15 protein-coding genes are annotated in these 18665 nt (G+C 69.1%); 6 read left to right on the forward strand and 9 right to left on the reverse strand.

All coding sequences use genetic code 11. The features are described 5' to 3' along the window. Nucleotides 1–11: 11 nt before the first annotated feature. The gene (locus ACIBMZ_RS24370) at nt 12–383 is read left to right on the forward strand and encodes a zf-TFIIB domain-containing protein (RefSeq protein ID WP_396697486.1); all 372 of its coding nucleotides are present in this window, start codon (nt 12–14) and stop codon (nt 381–383) included. A 73-nt stretch (nt 384–456) separates the two neighbouring features. Here ACIBMZ_RS24370 and ACIBMZ_RS24375 read toward each other — a convergent pair whose 3' ends face one another. Beyond that, nucleotides 457–3159: a replicative DNA helicase gene (locus ACIBMZ_RS24375; protein ID WP_396697488.1), complete on the reverse strand. Its 2703-nt coding sequence runs from the start codon at nt 3157–3159 to the stop codon at nt 457–459. Nucleotides 3160–3532: 373 nt separating this feature from the next. On the opposite strand from ACIBMZ_RS24375, the gene ACIBMZ_RS24380 reads away from it, so the two are divergent. Next, nucleotides 3533–5191 carry a hypothetical protein gene (locus tag ACIBMZ_RS24380; RefSeq protein ID WP_396697490.1) on the forward strand — a complete coding sequence of 553 codons (1659 nt, stop codon included), beginning with the start codon at nt 3533–3535 and terminating at the stop codon, nt 5189–5191. A gap of 96 nt (nt 5192–5287) precedes the next feature. On the opposite strand, the gene rplI is transcribed toward ACIBMZ_RS24380, so the two are convergent. The 4 genes from rplI to rpsF form a co-directional block, all read right to left on the reverse strand. Continuing rightward, nucleotides 5288–5734, reverse strand: a complete 447-nt coding sequence (gene rplI, locus ACIBMZ_RS24385) for a 50S ribosomal protein L9 (RefSeq protein WP_117228246.1) — start codon at nt 5732–5734, stop codon at nt 5288–5290. 14 nt (nt 5735–5748) lie between these two features. Beyond that, nucleotides 5749–5988: a 30S ribosomal protein S18 gene (rpsR, locus tag ACIBMZ_RS24390; RefSeq protein ID WP_007073789.1), complete on the reverse strand. Its 240-nt coding sequence runs from the start codon at nt 5986–5988 to the stop codon at nt 5749–5751. A gap of 41 nt (nt 5989–6029) precedes the next feature. Next, entirely contained in the window at nt 6030–6569 is a 540-nt protein-coding gene (locus tag ACIBMZ_RS24395) for a single-stranded DNA-binding protein (protein WP_350698000.1), read from the reverse strand. Between the two features lie 80 nt (nt 6570–6649). Then, nucleotides 6650–6940, reverse strand: coding sequence for a 30S ribosomal protein S6 (rpsF, locus tag ACIBMZ_RS24400; RefSeq protein WP_117228245.1), 291 nt, complete (start codon nt 6938–6940; stop codon nt 6650–6652). A 588-nt stretch (nt 6941–7528) separates the two neighbouring features. On the opposite strand from rpsF, the gene ACIBMZ_RS24405 reads away from it, so the two are divergent. Further along, nucleotides 7529–8320, forward strand: coding sequence for a deoxyribonuclease IV (locus tag ACIBMZ_RS24405; protein ID WP_396697493.1), 792 nt, complete (start codon nt 7529–7531; stop codon nt 8318–8320). A gap of 89 nt (nt 8321–8409) precedes the next feature. Beyond that, nucleotides 8410–10629: a hypothetical protein gene (locus ACIBMZ_RS24410; protein ID WP_396697530.1), complete on the forward strand. Its 2220-nt coding sequence runs from the start codon at nt 8410–8412 to the stop codon at nt 10627–10629. A gap of 15 nt (nt 10630–10644) precedes the next feature. Here the strand turns inward: ACIBMZ_RS24410 and ACIBMZ_RS24415 are convergent, their stop codons facing one another. The 3 genes from ACIBMZ_RS24415 to ACIBMZ_RS24425 form a co-directional block, all read right to left on the reverse strand. Beyond that, entirely contained in the window at nt 10645–12156 is a 1512-nt protein-coding gene (locus ACIBMZ_RS24415; protein WP_396697495.1) for a glycosyltransferase family 87 protein, read from the reverse strand. Nucleotides 12157–12311: 155 nt separating this feature from the next. After that, nucleotides 12312–15215 carry a transglycosylase domain-containing protein gene (locus ACIBMZ_RS24420; RefSeq protein ID WP_396697497.1) on the reverse strand — a complete coding sequence of 968 codons (2904 nt, stop codon included), beginning with the start codon at nt 15213–15215 and terminating at the stop codon, nt 12312–12314. A 196-nt stretch (nt 15216–15411) separates the two neighbouring features. Next, nucleotides 15412–15867 (reverse strand): DUF5318 domain-containing protein, encoded by a 456-nt coding sequence (locus ACIBMZ_RS24425; protein WP_396697499.1) that lies wholly within the window; start codon nt 15865–15867, stop codon nt 15412–15414. Between the two features lie 174 nt (nt 15868–16041). On the opposite strand from ACIBMZ_RS24425, the gene ACIBMZ_RS24430 reads away from it, so the two are divergent. Both ACIBMZ_RS24430 and ACIBMZ_RS24435 read left to right on the forward strand, forming a co-directional pair. Beyond that, on the forward strand, nt 16042–16680 hold the full coding sequence (locus ACIBMZ_RS24430; RefSeq protein WP_396697501.1) for a PadR family transcriptional regulator: 639 nt from the start codon (nt 16042–16044) through the stop codon (nt 16678–16680). A gap of 23 nt (nt 16681–16703) precedes the next feature. After that, nucleotides 16704–17783, forward strand: a complete 1080-nt coding sequence (locus ACIBMZ_RS24435; protein ID WP_350698100.1) for an inositol-3-phosphate synthase — start codon at nt 16704–16706, stop codon at nt 17781–17783. Nucleotides 17784–17931: 148 nt separating this feature from the next. Here ACIBMZ_RS24435 and ACIBMZ_RS24440 read toward each other — a convergent pair whose 3' ends face one another. Beyond that, the gene (locus ACIBMZ_RS24440) at nt 17932–18411 is read right to left on the reverse strand and encodes a methylated-DNA--[protein]-cysteine S-methyltransferase (protein WP_396697503.1); all 480 of its coding nucleotides are present in this window, start codon (nt 18409–18411) and stop codon (nt 17932–17934) included. Nucleotides 18412–18665: the final 254 nt, after the last annotated feature.

The following is an 18665-nucleotide window of genomic DNA, read 5'->3' on the forward strand; positions in this document are numbered from 1 at the left end:
ACCTTCGGGACATGAGCCTGACCTGTCCCAAGTGTCGCGGAGAAATGCGCCAGTACGAGCGCAGTGGGGTCGTCATCGACCAGTGCGGCGAGTGCCGCGGGATCTTCCTCGACCGTGGCGAGCTGGAGAAGCTGTTCGAGGCGGAGGCCAACTGGAGCGCCGCCCAGCAGCCCCCGGCCGCTCCCCAGGGCGGCTACCAGCCCCCACCGCCACCCCCGGCACCCGCCCCGCACCAGCCCGGCTACGGTGCCGTTCCGCCGCCCCCGCCGCACGGCTACCCGGCACCGGCACCCGCCTACGGCCACTCCCAGCAGCACTACGGCTACCACGGCCACTACCGGCGTAAGAAGCGCAAGAGCTTCCTGGACGACATGTTCGGCTGAGCCACCCCGCGACCGGGCCGCCACGTCGGCCGGCCCGGTCGCCTCCGGCGGGTTGAGCCGGTTCTCGGACGGCTCAGACGATGGCCATGTCGACGAATCTCGACAGGTGCAGTTGGGCAGCCACGGTCACCGTGTCGGTCGGCCCATTCCGATGCTTGGCAACAATGAAATCCGCCTCTCCAGCACGAGGCGATTCCTTGTCGTAGTAGTCGTCCCGGTGCAGAAGAATGACAACGTCGGCATCTTGCTCGATCGAATTGTGGGCGGCGATGCCGTTGGCGATGAAGTTGTGCGTACCAAGCACGGTCGCGTCGAAGACATCCTGCTCACCGATCGACTCGATCGACACGACCTCGTCCCAGAAGACGTCGTTCGTGGCATGCAGGTCCAGGTCGGCGGCGTCGAGGACCCGAGCGATGTTCGCCAGTCGGGAACGACTCGGTGCACGCTTCCACAACGCACTCCCGCCGAACGGGGTGCCGATGGCCTTGGCGAAGTCACGATGACTCATGCCATTCTCGACAAGAATCTCGCGTACCCGATCCCAGACCTCGCGCGGCACGGTGTCGACGTTGGTGTTGGCGGTGGTCTCCGCCAGGATGGCGAGCAGGGCGTCGCACTTCGCCGCCCTGGCCCCGTGCACACCGATCTCGCGCAGGAACCGCAGTTGGTCGTCCCGCCCGGAGATGTCGAGGGTGTACTGCGGGCGATGCCGGGTCACCGGCACCGTCTTCAGCCGGGCAGTGATGCCGTATCTGAGCAGGAGACGGGAGATGTCCTCCAACATCCGCCGACTGGTCGACGCGAAGGAGATCCGCCCATCCTGACCGGACTTGTTGACGTGCACTGACCCGTCAGTCGCCCAGATGTGCCGAAGAAAGAGGGTGACCTGCTCCTTGGGCAACCCGAACAGGCGCTGCGGCACGAACGTCTCGTACGACCTGCATCCGAAGAGTCCGAACCCGTCCAACCACTCGGCGATCGGATTACGTCGCCCATGGGCGAGCGGGTACGGAGCGGGAAGTCGAAGAGTCGTGACTCGCACCGTCGGATGGTCGTCGCGTACCGCCGTGACACCGAAGTACTTCGCAGCCTCCGACACCGCCTGTAGGTTCGCCTCGTCGACGCTCGCGTAGCGAATGGGTTGACGTCGCACGAATGAACCGTCGCCGAGCAGGTGCGCCAGAAGCACCACCTCTTCCTCGGCCATGGGTCGGACGGCCAAGGGCGGGGGTACGTGCCGAGGCGTCGCGAGACGCATCCCCGGGGTCAACTCGCCGAGCGGAACCCAACCGGCGAACGTAAGGAAGGGATGGTTTGCCGTGGCGTCGACCTGCTTGCCGGACGTCAGCGTCAACCGAAACACCTCGCGATGGCCGCTCGGGAAGACGTGCGTCATCGTCCGTGGCGTGTACCGCAGGCTCTCGTCGAGTGCCCAGACCGGAACGTCCTTCGCATCGCCGGCCAGGAGCTGACCGAGTGTGACCTCTGAGTTGTCGTCGGCCCGGATGAGCCTCGTCTCGGCGGTCAGGCAGCCGCTCTCCCGCAGGTCGGACAACTGGGGGCGCTTGTCGGTGCGTTGTTCGGGGCCACGGTTTAGCTGACTGACCGCGATGACCGGACACTCGACCTCCTTGGCCAGCAGCTTCAGGCCTCGGGACAGGTCCGCGACCTCCTGCTGACGGCTCTCGGTGCGTTTCGGTGAGGTCATCAGTTGGAGATAGTCGACCACGATCAGCTTGAGGTCGTGCCGCTGCTTGAGTCGACGGGCCTTGGCCCGGATCTCCATCAGGTTCATGCTCGGCGTGTCGTCCACGAAGAGTGGCGCCTCACTGATCTCACCCATGCACCGGGCGAGCTTCGTCCAGTCGTCGTCGGAGAGTTGCCCACTGCGCAGCACGTGCAACGGCACCCGTGCTTCGGCCGAGAGCAACCGCATGACGATCTCGACCTTGCTCATTTCCAGCGAGAAGATGGCTGAGGCATGATTGGCCCTAATCGCTGCATTTCGGGCAAAATCCATACTTGCCGTAGATTTACCCAAACCCGGGCGGCCTGCCACAATGATCAATTGGCCGGCGTGCAGGCCGTTGAGCAGGCGGTCCAGATCGGTGAAGCCGGTGGGTACGCCGGTCATCACACCGCCCTGCGCGCCGACGGCCTCGATCTCGTCCAGCGTCGGTTGCAGCATGTCGGCCAGGACGGCGAAGTCCTCGCTGACGCGGCGCTCGGTCACGTCGTAGACGGCCTGCTGGGCCAGGTCGACGACGTCGTCGACGTCGCGAGTGCCGCCGCCTCCGGTGCCGTATCCGAGTTGGACGATCCTGGTGCCGGCCTCGACCAGCCGCCGGAGTACGGCCCGCTCGCTGACGATGCGCGCGTAGTACGCGGCGTTCGCCGCGGTCGGCACGCTCGCGATCAGCGTGTGCAGGTACGGTGCGCCGCCGATCCGGGCCAGGTCGCCGGAGTCGGCGAGCGCCGCCGCGACGGTGATCGCGTCGGCGGGTTCACCCCGGCCGTAGATCTCCAGGATGATGTCGAAGATGGTGGCGTGCACCGGCCGGTAGAAGTCGTTGGTCTTGAGGATCTCGACGACGTCGGCGATGGCGTCCTTGGACAGCAGCATGCCGCCCAGGACACACTGCTCGGCCGCGACGTCCTGGGGGGGCGTCTTGTCGAACTGGCCGTCGCGCGGTGGCGGGCCGGACTGCTGCCCGCCGTTGGGAAACGACTCTGTCCGCATGTCATCCGTGACCGACACCGGGCCCCCCTCCACTGCGTCGGATCGTTTCCGGGCTCACCGCCCGGGGTGTGACGGTCGACCGGCCGTCGATCGGGGGCATCTGGCGGCGGGTCGGGGGCTAACGATACGGAAACCGAGGTCAGCCACTCAACCAGGCCGGTGGACGAGCCTCGGGACAACCTGTGGATGGCGGTGGACTGACATGTGCGCAGCGTGTGCACAGCATGTGGATAACTCCTGGGGAACAGTGCGGCTCACGGCGTTGAGCTGGACAGGTATCGTCCCCAGCCTGTGGACAGGAATTTCCGGGTAGGGCTTTGTCCTGAACGTCCCGTAGGATCGGTGCCCTACGGCTACACCTGGACAGCGGATTGCGCTTTCGGTTGAGAAGGGTCACGCTCCGGCCGTGAGTTACCGGGACTGGGTACGCGGGGAGGACGGCCCGCGTGAGCGGCCGACCGCTTCGTGGGCCGAGCCCGTGGAACGGGACCCGGACGAGCGGTACGACTCCGCGGTCGAGCGGTACCGCACCCCGAGTCGGCGTCGGGCCGCCGAGCGTGGCCAGGACGAGCCGGCCGAGCCGTACCTGCCGCGGTGGGCTCTGGAGTCCGGCGTCCGCAGTGTCGACGGTGGCGGGCGGCACGCCGCTCCGGACGATGACGACGAGGTCGAGCGGCCGCGCTACGCGGGCGGTCGGCGCTCGGCGGAGGGTGGCCGGGGTCGCCGTGCCGGTGAGTCGGGCCGGCGTGAGCCCACGTCGCGGGCCGCGGCCCTCCCGGAGTCCGATCACACCCGCGAGTGGACGTTCGACCGGCCACAGGAAGAGGGGTACGTCGGTAGTCGTCGCGCCGAGGACGACGACCCGGTCTCGGGTGTGACGCCGCAGAGTCGGCCGCGTCGCGCCCAGTCGCAGCGCCGTCAGGTGACCTGGTCGGGGCTTGCGGAGGAGGACGGCGAGTCTGGCGGGTCCGAACCGGCCGTCGAGCCGCCCACCCGGCGTCGGCGGCGTGCGGCGGAGCCTGCGACGCCTGCGGTCGACCCGTGGCAGCGGGGTGCGGAGCGGGTCGCCGAGCCGGAGTACCAGCAGCCGGCGGTGGATCCGTGGGACGCGTCCGGCCTGCATGCGTGGGACCGGTCGGCGGTCGACGCTCGCCGGGTGGAGCCCACGTCGGCGGATCCGTGGGACGCGGACAGCACGAGTCAGTGGCTTCAGGCGGCGGGTTCGGATCCGTGGCGCGAGCCGGACAGCACCGGCCAGTGGGATCGCTTCTCGGAGCCGGAGCCGGAGCCCGGGCCGGCTCCGGAACCACGGGAACGGGATGGGGAGCGGCCATCGGAGCGGTGGGCCGGTTACTCCGAGCCGGACCGGTGGGATCGGACGGATGTGCCTCGGTCCGGGGCCGCTCCGGCGACCTCGGGTGCCGGGCAGTGGTCCTGGTCGGAGCGGGCTGAGCCGGAGCCGGCGCGGGAGCCCTTCTGGCCGGGTACGCGTCTGGCCGGTGACGATCCGCGGTGGGTGGACGCGCCCGAGGCGGCGCCTCGGTCGCCGGTGGTCGGGTACACCGCGCCTCGGCCGCGGTCCGCGACGCGGCGGCGCTCGTCGCCCGCGGCGGCTCCGCCGCGACCGGTCGGGATGGCGGCGGTACGGCGGCGGATCGAGGCGGTCGGTTCCGGAAGCTGGAACCGGCGGCTGGAGGACGATCTGCTCGATCCGGATCCGGGTGGTCCGTGGTTGCCGTTGCTGTACACCGCGGCCTGTTATCTGCTGCCGGCGGCGGTGATCTTCGTGTGGCTGTTGACGCTCGACGGGGCGCCGCCGACGGGTTGTGTGACCGACATCAGTGGCGGCGGCTGTGATTCGCCGCGGGCGCGGGCGTTCGGCGCGATGGTGGGTGGGTTGCCCCGCTTCGGGTTGGCGTTGATGAGCAGCCTGGCGGTGGCGATGTTGCTGCGCCGGGTGGGTACGACGTGGCGGTCGACCACGGTGGCGCTGGCCGCTGCCGTGGTGGGTGGGGGTCTGTCCACCGTGATGATCAGTGCGGTGACGGGCCAACCGATCGGCTGACGGGTCGACGCGCGCTGGCCCGTCGGCTGGGTACGCGCATGCGACAGGGCCCGCACCGGTCGCCGGTGCGGGCCCTGTCGGTTACGTCAGCGGGGTTCAGCCCTGCACGACGTTGAGGTTGAACGTAGCGGTCACCTCGGGGTGCAGCTTGACCCGCACCGGGTGCGACCCGATCGACTTGATGTGGCCGGGAAGCTCCAGCCGACGCCGGTCGAGTGCCGGGCCGCCGGCCGCCTTGACGGCGTCGACGATCTCGGCGGAGGTGACCGAGCCGAAGAGTCGGCCACCGTCGCCGGCCCGGGCCTTCAGGTTGACCTTGAGACCTTCGAGCTGGCCCTTCACCTCGTTGGCGTGGCCCAGATCGCGGATCTCCCGTGCCGAGCGGGCCCGCTTGATCAGCGTGACCTGCTTCTCCGCGCCCTTGGTCCAGGCGATCGCGAAGCCCTGCGGGAGCAGGTAGTTACGGCCGTAGCCGTTCTTGACCTCGACGATGTCGCCGGGGGTGCCGAGCCCGGACACCTCCTGAGTCAGGATGATCTTCATGTCGGCGCCTCCTCTCAGCGGGCCGTGGCGGTGTACGGCAGGAGCGCCATCTCACGGGCGTTCTTGACCGCACGGGCGATCTGCCGCTGCTGCTGCGAGGTCACGCCGGTCACCCGCCGAGCGCGGATCTTGCCGCGGTCGGAGATGAACTTGCGCAGCAGCGCGGTGTCCTTGTAATCGATGTAGGTGATCCCGTCCTTGTCGAGCGGGTTCACCTTCTTCTTCGGCTTGCGCAGTGCCGCAGCCTTCGCCATTGCTCTTGCTCCTGGTTTACGATCACGGGCGCTCGGCGCCATTAGAACGGAGGCTCCTCGTCGAAGTTGCCGCCACCCGAACGGGAGGGGGCTGGTGCGGCCGAAGCCCAGGGGTCGTCGAAGTTGCCTCCGCCGCCGCCCTGGCCACCACCACCGCCGCTGCCACTGCCGCCGAAGCCGCCGCCGCTACCGCCGGAGCGGGACATCTTCTGCACCTTCGCCGTGGCGTAGCGCAGAGACGGGCCGATCTCGTCGACCTCCAGCTCGATGACGGTGCGCTTCTCGCCCTCGCGGGTCTCGTAGGACCGCTGGCGTAGCCGGCCCGACACGATCACGCGGGCACCGCGCTGCAACGACTCCGCCACGTGCTCCGCGGCCTGACGCCAGACGGTGCACGCGAGGAACAAGGGCTCGCCGTCCTTCCACTCGTTGGACTGCCGGTCCATGTACCGGGGCGTCGAGGCGACCCGGAACTTGGCGACGGCTGCCCCCGAGGGGGTGAACCGCAACTCGGGGTCATCGGTCAGGTTGCCGATGACCGTGATGGTGGTGTCTCCTGCCATGACCAACTCCTCGCGCACTCAACCGTTCCGGCGTACAGGTTCTCAGAACCCTCCGACAGCACGGGTGAGGCTGTTCCGGGTGGGGCTTGGTGGATTGCTTAGCGCATCTCCGGCCGGATGACCTTGGTGCGCAGCACGGACTCGTTGAGACGTAGCTGGCGGTCCAGCTCGGCCACCGCCTCGGGCGACGCCTGAAGGTCGACGACGGCGTAGATGCCCTCGGCCTTCTTGTTGATCTCGTACGCGAGGCGCCGGCGGCCCCACACGTCGGTCTTCTCCACCGAGCCACCCGCGGTCCTGATCACGTTCAGGTACGTGTCGAGCGACGGGGCGACGGTGCGCTCCTCGAGGCTGGGGTCGAGGATCACCATGATCTCGTAATGACGCAAGACGTGCTCACCTCCTGTGGGCTAAGCGGCCACGGTCCTTCCGTGGCAGGAGGTCGTGCGTCGTGGCCCGCCCCGCACCGGGGGAACCCGACCGGGAGCGGACAACCGGACCAGGATACCCGGCCCGGACGATCACCATCACCGAGGTGACCGGCACAGCGAACCGGGGGTCCGCGTCGACGTCGCTGTCGACCCGGACCCCCGGTCACGGGACCGCGGGGCGCCCCGTCCGCATTCCTTGGGTGGGACCTGGGGAGGAACGACCACACCGATGAGGTTGGACGGAAGACGCCCCGCGGAGCTTTATCACGTTGTTACTTGACGATATCCCGGAAGTCAGCTCTTCATGGGGCAAATCCCAGAATTACCGACATTTTTCTCTGTTGACAGCCGTCGACGTCCTGCCGTGCCGATACACCCGACCGGGTGCGGTCGGACATCGACAGGCGGCCGGTCCGCCGACACCGGGATCAGGAACGTCCGAAGCGCCGGATCCATCGGTATCAACGAGTTCCGGCGGGTGCGGTGACGCCGTCGGGCCGGTGGGCGTCACCCCGACCGTCGGTCCCGGGACGTAGGCTCCCCTGCATGCGTATCGGAGCCCACGTCGATCCGACCGACCCGCTGGCGGAGGCGACCGCCCGAACGGCCGACGCCGTGCAGTTCTTCCTCTCCGACCCCCAGGGTTGGAAGGCCCCACAGCCCCGTGCGGACGCCGAACGGCTGCGCGCCGCCGAGGTGGAGGTCTACGTGCACGCGCCGTACGTGGTCAACGTCGCCACCGGCAACAACCGCATCCGTATCCCGAGCCGGAAGCTGCTGCTCGCCCACGCCTGGGCCGCCACGGCGATCGGGGCCAGGGGGCTGGTGGTGCACGGTGGTCACGTCAACGCGGGTGACGATCCGGCCAGCGGCATCGAGAACTGGCGCAAGGCCCTGGCCTACGCAGCCGACTCCGGTGGTTTCGGGCTGCCGGTGCTGATCGAGAACACGGCCGGCGGCGAGAACGCCTGCGCCCGTCGACTCGACGCGCTCGCCCGGCTCTGGGACGTCATCGGCGCGTACGACGTGGGCTTCTGTCTCGACACCTGTCATGCGCACGCGGGTGGCGAGGAACTCCTCGGCCTGGTCGACCGCGTGAAGGCGATCACCGGACGGGTCGACCTGGTGCACGCCAACAACTCCAAGGACGCGTTCGACTCGGGCCGGGACCGCCACGACAACCTGCGCGGTGGCACCATCGAACCGGACCTCCTGGTGGCCGTGGTCCGGGCCGCCGACGCCCCGGTCATCGTGGAGACCCCCGGCGGTGCCGACGGCCAGAGCGGCGACATCGCCTTCCTGCGTGGTCAACTCGGCCCGGAGGCGTCGGCGGAATGACCACGGATCAGTCCGCCACCGGCGGCTCACAGTCGGCTCCGCAGGACGGCGCTGCGGCCGAGCCGCCGACCTCCCGCGCATCCACCGAGATGCCGCCGAACACGACGGCCACGAACGCAGGGGCCGACAGCGGCGAACCCGGGAAGACCCCCGTCGGTGCGAGCAAGGCGACAAGCGACGCGGACGAGGTCACGCCCGCCCGGGCGGGCGTGACCGCCGACGAAGGCACGACCGCCGGGGCTGGTCCTTCCGACAGCGCCGCCGAGAGCAAGGGCGTGACCGCCGACGAAGGCACGGCCGACCATGCCACCGCCGGTGAGGACGCGAAGGTGTCGCCCGGCGGCCAGAAGGCCCTTGACGGCAAGAGCGTGTCCGACAAGGACGCTGCCCTCGGCGCGGATCCGGGCGCGACCGGCAGCAAGGACACCGCCGACGGCAAGGACTCGGCCAGCGAGTCCGAAGCGAGCAAGGACGCGACGAGCAAGGACGGGATCGACAAGGTCGCGACCGACAAGGGCGCCCCGGGCGACGAGAAGGCGGACCCGTGGGCCGCCTTCGGGCCGGCACCCGTGCCGGTACCCACCTGGTACGGACGAATCGGTAGCCGTCTCGGCCGTTTTGCCATCCACGAGTGGACCCTGGCCGCCCTCGGGTCGCTTGCACTGGCCGTGCTGATGACCTGGCCGACGCTGCGCTATCCACGGCACACCCTGCCGCAGGACTACTGGGACCCGAGCCTGCAGGCATGGCAGATGGCCTGGTCGGGGCACATCCTGAAGACCGACCCGACGCAGCTCTGGCACGCCAACACGTTCTTCCCGGAGCGGTGGAGCTTCGCGTTCTCCGACACGCTCCTCGGGTACGCCCCGGCAGGCATGATCGGGACCGGCCCCGAGCACGCCCTTCTGCGCTACAACATCATGTTCGTGCTGGCCCACGCGCTCGCCACGTTCGGCGCGTACGTGCTGGCGCGACAGCTCGGTGCGAGCCGGATCGGGTCGGCGGTGGCCGGGGTCAGCTACACCTACGCGCCGTGGTTGCTGGCGCAGGCCGGTCACCTGCACGTCATCTCCAACGGCGGCATCCCGCTCGCACTGGCCATGCTCGCGCGGGGCCACGGCTGGTCGCTGCGGCACGGCTACCGGCCCGAACGCCGTAGCCCCGGTTGGGTGTACACCGGTTGGCTGGTCGCCGCCTGGCAGTTGAGTCTCGGTTTCGGCATCGGCCTACCGTTCGCGTACGTCCTCGCCGGCACTGTCGTGGTGGCAGGCGTCGTCTGGTACGCCAAGCGCATCTTCTGGCGGGTGAAGCGGCCGTTCGGTCAGCGGCTGCTGACCGCCGACCTGATCGGCGGCCTGATCTTCGCCGGGGTCGGCATCCTGCTGGCCATCCCGTACTTCACGGTGACCCAGCTCCACCCGCACGCGGAGCGCTCCATCGGCGACATCGCCGTCTTCTCACCACCGCTGACCGGTTTCGTCACCGCTCCCGGCGAGTCCCGCGTCTGGGGCGAGTTGCACGAGGGTGCGCGGGCGATCCTGCCCTGGCACCCGGAGATGACGCTGCTACCCGGCTTCGTGCTGTACGCGCTGGCCGCCGGTGGTCTGTTCTTCTCGATCTGGACCGCTCGGCAGCGTCTGCTGCTGTTCCTCGGCGTGCTGGTCACAATGGTGTTGGCCATGGGCACCGAGTTCTTCGGCGGCACGTACACCTACGTACCGCTCTTCGAGCATCTGCCCGGCTGGAACGGCATCCGTACGCCGGGACGGCTGATGCTCTGGACCACCCTGCTGTTGGGGCTGCTCGCGGCGGGTGCGGTCAGCGCCTTCGCCGAGCGGGTACGAGAGATCTCCGCCGAGCGGATCCCGTCCTGGCCTAGCCCGTGGCTGCGGTTGGCCACGCTGGTCCCGCTGTTCCTGGTCCTCGCCGAGGGGACGAACACCACCCCGCAGCCGGTGGTGCCGTCGCAGCCCGCCGCGATGCGTGAGGTCGACGGTCCGATGCTGGTGCTGCCCAGCAGTCAGGGCCACGACCAGCCGGTGATGCTCTGGTCGACGTCGCGGTTCCAGCAGGTCGTCAACGGCGGCAGCGGCTTCGTCCCACGACAGTTGGACGACGTCCGCCGGGTCACGATGGCCTTCCCGGACCAGACCAGCGTCGACTACCTGCGCACCCTGGGCGTGCAGAACGTCCTGATCCTGCGGGACCAGGTCGTCGGCACGCCCTGGGAGATCAGCATCGACGCGCCGGTCGACGGGCTCGGCATCACCCGTGAGGAGATCGGCTCGGTCGTCGTCTTCCGTCTCTGAGTGGGCCGGTGACGGTCAACCGGTGGTGACAGGGACCGGGGCGGGATCGGTGGTGGTGCGGCGGCTTCGCCATCGGTCCAGCCAGGGCGCGTCGGGAGCGCCGTCGATCACACCGCCGTCCGGGTCGTCCGGGTAGGTGCTGCGGACCGCGTCCCGTTCGGGGTGCAGGATCTCCCGGATCACGAGCACGCACAGGACCACCACCGTGGTCAGTCGCAGGCCGGCGGCCAGCACGAAGACGCCCTCGGGGAAGACCGGTCGGCCGGTGGAGGCCCCGAGCAGTTGGCCGTAGAACGCGACGAAGTAGCAGAGTTCGGCGGCCTGCCAGGCGAGAAACGCACCCCACTTGGGCCGGGCCAGCACCACCAGCGGCAGCAGCCAGAGGACGAATTGCTGCGACCAGACCTTGCTGAAGATCAGGAAGACGGCGACCACCAGGAAGGCGAGTTGGCCGAGTCGGGGTCGACGCGGCGCCAGCAGCCCGAGTGCGCCGATGCCGAGGCAGGCCAGTCCGAAGAGCACGTACGACAGGTTGTTGAGCACGGGGATGTTGGCGTCGAGCCACTGGAAGGGACCCATGCTCGCCGGGTCACCGACCTTGCCGTCCAGGTAGCGACCGATGTACCACAGCGTGCCCCAGTCGATCGGGCGCTCGGTGTTGAGTTCGAAGAAGCGTTTCCAGCCGTCCCTGGTGGCTTCCGGTATCGCCACCGGCAGGTTCACCGCCAGCACGGTGACCACCGCCGCCCCGATCGCGGTGAACGCCGGGCGGAGCCGGGCGGTGCGGAACGCGAGCACCAGGATCGGGCCGAGGATGAACAGTGGCCACATCTTCGCCGCCCCGGCCAGCCCGAGCAGGATCCCGGCCAGGACGGGTCGGCTGCGTGCCCAGGCCAGCAGCCCGAACGCGCCCAGTCCGATGGCGAGCAGGTCCCAGTTGACGGTGGCGGTGATCAGCAGTGCGGGGGCCAACGCGAAGAGTGCGGCGTCCCAGGGTCGTCGTCGGCGTAGCGACAGCAGCACCGCCACGGTGGCCACCGCCAGCGCCCCGAGCACGAGCACGTTCAGGTTGTAGAACCACTGCCCCTGGTTGATCTGCGGGTTGCCCTCGCCCACGGCGTGCACGGGCAGTCCCAGTGCCCCCATGAAGTACCCGGTCAGCACCGGGTACTCGACCGGGTGGTCCCGGTAGGGCACGGCACCCTCGTGGAGCCGCTCCGCGTAGTAGAGCGCCAGCACGTCGGTGTAGCAGAAGCGGGTGTACTGCTTGTTGTCCACCCATGCGCCGTCCTGGCAGGGCGACTTCTGCACCCAGTGCAGGGCCAGGGTCAGGCAGGTGAGCGCCAGAACGATGCGTACGGCCGTCCAGAATCGGCGCTCCGAGCCGCTCTGGCGGTCGCGTGCGGTGGCGTGGTCACCGAGCGGGCCGCCGATCAGCCCGGAGAGACCCCGCACGAAACCGTCGGAGCGGGACGGGTGGTCGGGGACACCGGGTTCATCGATGCCGGGCGTCGACTGGGTGCTCATGACCGTGCATCCTGCCGTATCAGTTGACCGCACAGAAGCCGAACCACGGCACCGCCCACGGATCAGCCGTCGACGGACGCCGATCGACCAGGGGCCATGAACGCCGCGTGGGCGGCCCGAACGAGGTTCGGACCGCCCACCACGTGGACCGGTTGTCAGTCCCGGGTGCTTCTCGGTGGCAGCAGACCACCGCCGCCACCACCCGGTCCCCCACCGTTGTTCGGTGGATCGAACTGGTTGCCCCCACCTGGACCGTTGTTGCCGCCACCGGGTCCGCCGCCACCGGGTCCGCCGTTGCCCGGACCACCGGTGATGCCGCGCTCCAACAGACAGGGCAGGTCGGTCGGGTCACAGTTGTTCTGCCCGGCCGGCGGCGTGGGCGGTGGCGGCGGTGGCGGTTCCTCGCCGTTGCCCAGTTTGTCGTCGCCGACGCCGGTCACGTTCGGCAGGTCGCTGGGGTCGAAGCCCTTGAGGGCGTCGTCCATGTACTTCTTCCACACCGCAGCCGGGAAGCCACTACCGCCGACGTTGTTGCCGTTCTTGTCGACGATGGTCGGCTTCTTCGGGTCACGGCTGCCGACCCAGACGGCGGTGGCGACGTTCTTGTCGTAGCCGACCATCCAGGCGTGTGCGTTCTTGTCGGTGTTGTTGTGTTCCCAGGTACCGGTCTTGCCGGCCGCCTGCCGGCCGTTGCTCAGCCCGGCGTTGCTGCGGCCCGGGATCTCCTTGAGCACGGCGGTCACCTCGTCGGCGACCTCCGACCTGATCACCTGCGTGCCGCCGCCCTTGGTCAGCTTCTCACCGGCGACCTTGTCCCACTTGCCGGTCGCCTTGTTCTGCTTCTCCACCACCCGGACGAAGTGGGCCTTGTTGTACTTGCCGCTGTTGGCGAGCGTGGCCAGACCGTTCGCGTGGTCGAAGACGGTGATCGGGTACTGCCCGAAGCCGATCACCCGGTCGAACGTCTTCTTGCCGAGCTCCTCCGGCTTGTTCTTGGTCAGGTCGTACGGCTTCGGCGGGTCGACGGACCAGATGGTCCGGATGCCGGCCCGGCGGGCGATGTCGATGACCTTGTCCTCACCGACCTGCTCGGCGATGTGGAAGAACGGCACGTTGTACGACAGCACGGTCGACTCCTGCAACGTGCAGGACTTGTTGCAGCTCCGCCGGACGTCGCGGCCGGCGTTGACGATCTCGTTGGCGTAGCCCTCGGGCTTGAACGGGGTCGCGTCCCAGCGCGACTTGACCGAGATCCCCTCGTCGATCGCCGCCGCCAGCGTGTAGACCTTGAACGACGAGCCCGGCGGATGACCGCCGACGATGTCACCGTTGCTGTTGGTGTTCATCCCGGCGTAGTCGAAGTCCGCACCGCTGTTGCCGCCGTAGTAGGCCAGCACCCGCCCGGTCTTCGGGTCGATGGAGACCGCCGCCGCCATCAGGTTCTTCGGCTGCCCGTAGAGCACCGAGCCCTTGCGGTCCGGCCGGGCCGCCTCTTCCAGGGCCTTCTGCATCTTGGGGTCGATGGTGGTGGTGATCCGGTAGCCGCCCTCACGCAGCTCCGTGACGCAGTTCGGCTTGTCCGGAGCGCCGGAGTTGGAGCAGATACCCCACTCCTCCATCTCCTTGCGCACGTAGTTGATCACGTTGCCGACCGGGGTGGCGACGCCGAACCCGTTGTCCTTCTTGATCTTCTGGACCTTCGGGTACTCGGTCGGCCGCTCGGGCTTACCGGGCGCGCCCAGCCAACCCTCCGCGACCATGCCGTTGATGACGTACTCCCACCGGGACTTGGCGTCGACCTCGTTGACCTCCGGGTCGTACCCCTGGTGGGTGGCGCTGGCGACCGGCTGTTTGATCAGCGCGGCGAGCACCGCCGCCTGCGCCGGGGTGAGCTTCTCCGTGGTGGTCTTGAAGTAGGTCTGTGCCGCCGCCTCGATGCCGTACGCACCTCGACCGAAGTAGATCACGTTGAGGTAGTTCTCCATGATCTGCTCTTTGCCGAAGTTGTCGTTCAGCTTGGAGGCGAGGATCGCCTCCTTCACCTTCCGGCCGTAGCTGTCGTCCTGGAGGTTCTCGTAGGCATTGCGGGCGTACTGCTGGGTGATGGTCGAGGCACCTTGCCGGTCTCCGCCGGAGAGGTTGTTCCAGGCGGCCCGGGCGATGCCCTTGTAGTCGACGCCGGAGTGCCGGTAGAAGTTGCGGTCCTCGGCGGCGGCGACGGCATGCTGTACGTGTTCGGGGATCTTGTCGATGGTGACGAAGATCCGGTTCTCGTTGCCGAGCCTGGCCACGACGCTCTTGCCGTCCTTGGCATAGACCGCGGTGGAGAGCGGCAGGGGGATCTCCTTGGGCAGCACCACGTTCGTCGAGTAGTAGGTGAATCCGACGACGCCGATGCCGGCCAGCATGATGAACACCGCGAAGCTGGCGATCAGCATGTTCATCCGCTTGCGCTTGCGGGCGCGGGACACCGCGTTCGGGTCGCGACCACCACGACCGGGACCGGCCGGACCACCCGGGCCGCCAGGCCCGCCGGGTCCACCGGGACCGCCGACACTGGCCCGGGCCACCGCAGCCCGACCACCTCCACCGCCGACGGCCGCCGCACCGACGCTCGCCCGGCCGGCCGACGCAGCCCCCACAGAGGCGGCACCGACGGAGGCGCGTCCGGCAGGCCCACCCGGCGCCGGGCTCACCGGCACCGACGCCCGGCCGGACCGACCGGGGGCGGGGGAGACGGGGACCGAGGCGCGGCCCGGTGCGGCCGGCGAGACCGGCACCGAGGCCCGGCCGGGTCCGGCGCGACCGACGGAGCCGACCGGCGCCGCACCGGCGGGGGGCCCGCCACGCGGCGGCACACTCGCCGACCCGCCGACGGAGGCCCGACCACCGACCGAGGCGCGGGCCGAGGGACCGGACGACTCCGGGCCGCTCGACCAGTTGCCTCCGTGCGGTTCACCACCCGGGTAGCGGTACGCGTCGTCCGCCTGCCCCGGGTCGTCCTGGCCCGGAATCCGGGCCCGTCCGCGCGAGGAGCTGGGATCGCCGTACGAATTCATTCCTCACACCCTGCCGTCGCGGTGGGGCGCACTCGCACCGCCACCGGTTTGCCGTGAGTTGGGACACCCGAACGCGGGGCACGGGGGTGCCGCCACAGTGGTGCCACATCCGAATCAATCGGACTATTCAGACCTACAAGCCGTCGGTCGCCCCGGTCGCGTGCAGTACGGCCGGGGCCGGCCGATCGAGCTCGATTCACCGTTGCGCCTCTCGCCTTCGCCGGGCGCCTGCTCCACTGGCGGCAGCCACCCCACCCGACGCCTCCTGCTCCGACTCGCCACCGGTCAGCCCGTCCCGCCCGAGCAGGTACTGCTCGACGAGATGGTTCCAGTCACAGCCGAGACACACCTCCACCACGAAGACCTGGAACTCACGCAGCGTCATCGCCAGCACGGACAGCTCCGCCACCGTACGGGCCTGGCCGGCAGACTGCTTGAGCTCGTCGCCATAAATGTAATGGACGTGCGTAAGGTTCTCGCTCCGGCAGATCGGACAACGCTGGTCGGTGGACTCGCCGTGGAAGCGGGCCGCGTTCTTCAGGTAGGGAGACGCGTCGCACAGGTCATAGGTGCCGACGCGACCGGCGAGGAGTTCACGCAGCAGCGCTCGCTTTCGAAGCGAGTAGTCGACGACCTGGCGCTGCGTACGCATGCGGCAAAGGGTACGCGGTCTCGTCTGACGGGGCGACCACCGTGACGATCCGTGATGCGAGGACCCCGGAGCGAGGAGTTTGCCCACCGAGGTGTGAGACGCTACGGTGCGATGTATCGGCCCGATACATCGCGGCGGTTAGCGCTCCACGCACAGGGTAAAGGAAGGGTGGCCGTGCTCGAACTCGCCATCCTCGGCCTGTTGCAGGAGGCCCCGATGCACGGCTACGAGCTCCGCAAGGAGCTCGCCGCCAAGCTCGGGGCGATCCGTGCTGCGATCAGCTACGGCTCGCTCTACCCGACGCTGCGCCGGTTGCAGGCGGCGGGTTGGATCGCCGAAGCCGCCGAGACACCCGCCACCGCCGAGGAGGTTCCCGCGCTGACCAGCCGACGAGGTCGGGTGGTCTACACCATCACCGCGGAAGGAAAAGAACGCTTCGCCCAGCTCATCGCGCAAACCGGGCCGGAGACCTACGGCGACACCGGTTTCGGTGTGCACTTCGCGTTCTTCTCCCGAACCGACCGGGCGACCCGACTCCGAATCCTGGAAGGTCGGCGCCGCACGATCGAGGAACGTCGCGAGGGCCTTCGCGACATGCTGGGCCGGGCGGCCGAGCGCCTCGACGCGTACACCCTGGAGCTGCAACGCCACGGCCTGGAGGCCTGTGAGCGTGAGGTCCGGTGGCTGGAGGAGCTCATCGCCAACGAGCGCTCCGGCCGTGCCCCGACGGTCCCGCACGACGGGACGGCCGGTGGCCGACGAGAAGACAACAGCCCGCCTCCGCCTGGAGAGACCAGGACAGAGCGGCCGTGACCAAGAAGAAGGAGGCACACGCGATGGGCTCCGTCCGCGTCGCCATCGTCGGTGTGGGTAACTGCGCCTCGTCCCTCGTGCAGGGCGTCGAGTACTACCGGAACGCCGACCCGAACGACCGCGTCCCGGGTCTCATGCACGTCACCTTCGGCGACTACCACGTCTCTGACGTGCAGTTCGTCGCGGCGTTCGATGTCGACGCCAAGAAGGTGGGCATGGACCTCGCGGAGGCGATCGTCGCCAGCGAGAACAACACCATCAAGCTCTGCGACGTGCCGCCGACCGGCGTCACCGTGCAGCGCGGCCCGACCTTCGACGGCCTCGGGCAGTACTACCGCGAGATCATCAAGGAGTCGGACGTCGAGCCGGTCGACGTGGCCAAGGCGCTGCGCGACGCGCAGGTCGACGTGGTCGTCTCCTACCTGCCAGTGGGCTCGGAGCAGGCCGACAAGTTCTACGCCCAGGCCGCCATCGACGCGGGCTGCGGGTTCGTCAACGCCCTGCCGGTCTTCATCGCCTCGGACCCGGAGTGGGCGCAGAAGTTCACCGACGCCGGCCTGCCGATCGTCGGTGACGACATCAAGAGCCAGGTCGGTGCCACCATCGTGCACCGGGCCCTCGCGAAGCTCTTCGAGGACCGGGGCGTCGAGCTGCTGCGCACGTACCAGCTCAACTTCGGCGGCAACATGGACTTCATGAACATGCTGGAGCGCAACCGCCTGGTCTCGAAGAAGATCTCGAAGACCCAGTCGGTGACCTCCCAGGTGCCGCACGAGATGGCCAAGAGCGACGTGCACATCGGCCCGTCGGACCACGTGCCGTGGCTCGACGACCGCAAGTGGGCGTACATCCGCCTGGAGGGTCGCTCGTTCGGCGACACCCCGCTCAACGCGGAGCTCAAGCTCGAGGTGTGGGACTCGCCGAACTCGGCCGGCGTCATCATCGACGCCGTCCGGGCCGCGAAGATCGCCCTGGACCGCAAGATCGGCGGCCCGATCCTGTCGGCGTCGTCGTACTTCATGAAGTCCCCGCCGGTGCAGTACGCCGACCACGAGGCGCACGCCGCCGTCGAGGGTTTCATCACCGGTGAGGTCGAGCGCTGACGCGCTGACCACCAGCAGCACCGTGAAGGGCCGGGCCCATGAGGACCCGGCCCTTCACGTCGTCCCCAGGCGACACTCGGATCGTGGCACCGTGGGTGCTCTCGGCCCGGCGTGTCGACTTCCTACAGTGCCACGATTGCGGCGGTCGTCAGGACCAGGCGCGTTGCAGGGCTACCCGGGCCTCCAGCTCCAGCAGTTTGATCTTGCGGTCGAGGCCGCCGCCGAAGCCGACCAGCTTGCCGCCGGCCCCGACGATCCGGTGACACGGCACGATGACCGGGATCGGGTTGCGGTTGCAGGCCACCCCGACCGCGCGGGCGGCACCGGGATCCCCCAGCCGCCGGGCCACCTCACCGTAGGTCAGCGTCTCGCCGTACGGAATGAGGGTCATCTCCCGCCACACCGCCCGCTCGAACTCCGAGCCGCGCGGCACCGTCACCGGCACACCGAACCCGGTCAGCTCCCCGGCGAAGTACGCCCGCAGCTCCGCCACCGCACGCTCGGACGCCTCGTCGACGGGTTCCCGCGACCCGCCCGCCACCGCCGCGAAGTGCGTTCCGCACACGCTGTCGCCCTCGGTGGCCACCGAGAACTCTCCGATCGGCGAATCCAGCACGGTCCAACGCATCCCGCCATTGTCCCCCAGCCGCCCACCGCAACCATGATCGCGCTCGATCCGGGATCGAGTGGTGTTCCACGGCATGCGATGCCCCTCGATCCTGCATCGAGGGGCAACCCCGGCCCGGTCGACACACGCCGAACGGCCGGCGCCCGCCGGAGCGTCCCCCCGGTCGGGGTGCTCCGGCGGGCGCCGGGGGTGGTTCGAGAGGTGAGGCCGTGGCGCACAAGAAAATCAAGCCGGTTCCGAGCCCCACGGACTAC

Source organism: Micromonospora sp. NPDC049900 (assembly GCF_044461025.1).
Lineage (GTDB): Bacteria > Actinomycetota > Actinomycetes > Mycobacteriales > Micromonosporaceae > Micromonospora.

Coding starts and splice junctions, on each gene's coding strand:
- ACIBMZ_RS24370 (WP_396697486.1), top strand. CDS start 12: ATGAGCCTGACCTGTCCCAAGTGTCGCGGAGAAATGCGCCAGTACGAG.
- rplI (WP_117228246.1), bottom strand. CDS start 5,734: ATGAAGATCATCCTGACTCAGGAGGTGTCCGGGCTCGGCACCCCCGGC.
- rpsR (WP_007073789.1), bottom strand. CDS start 5,988: ATGGCGAAGGCTGCGGCACTGCGCAAGCCGAAGAAGAAGGTGAACCCG.
- ACIBMZ_RS24405 (WP_396697493.1), top strand. CDS start 7,529: ATGCGTATCGGAGCCCACGTCGATCCGACCGACCCGCTGGCGGAGGCG.
- ACIBMZ_RS24410 (WP_396697530.1), top strand. CDS start 8,410: ATGCCGCCGAACACGACGGCCACGAACGCAGGGGCCGACAGCGGCGAA.
- ACIBMZ_RS24415 (WP_396697495.1), bottom strand. CDS start 12,156: ATGAGCACCCAGTCGACGCCCGGCATCGATGAACCCGGTGTCCCCGAC.
- ACIBMZ_RS24420 (WP_396697497.1), bottom strand. CDS start 15,215: ATGAATTCGTACGGCGATCCCAGCTCCTCGCGCGGACGGGCCCGGATT.
- ACIBMZ_RS24425 (WP_396697499.1), bottom strand. CDS start 15,867: ATGCGTACGCAGCGCCAGGTCGTCGACTACTCGCTTCGAAAGCGAGCG.
- ACIBMZ_RS24435 (WP_350698100.1), top strand. CDS start 16,704: ATGGGCTCCGTCCGCGTCGCCATCGTCGGTGTGGGTAACTGCGCCTCG.
- ACIBMZ_RS24440 (WP_396697503.1), bottom strand. CDS start 18,411: ATGCGTTGGACCGTGCTGGATTCGCCGATCGGAGAGTTCTCGGTGGCC.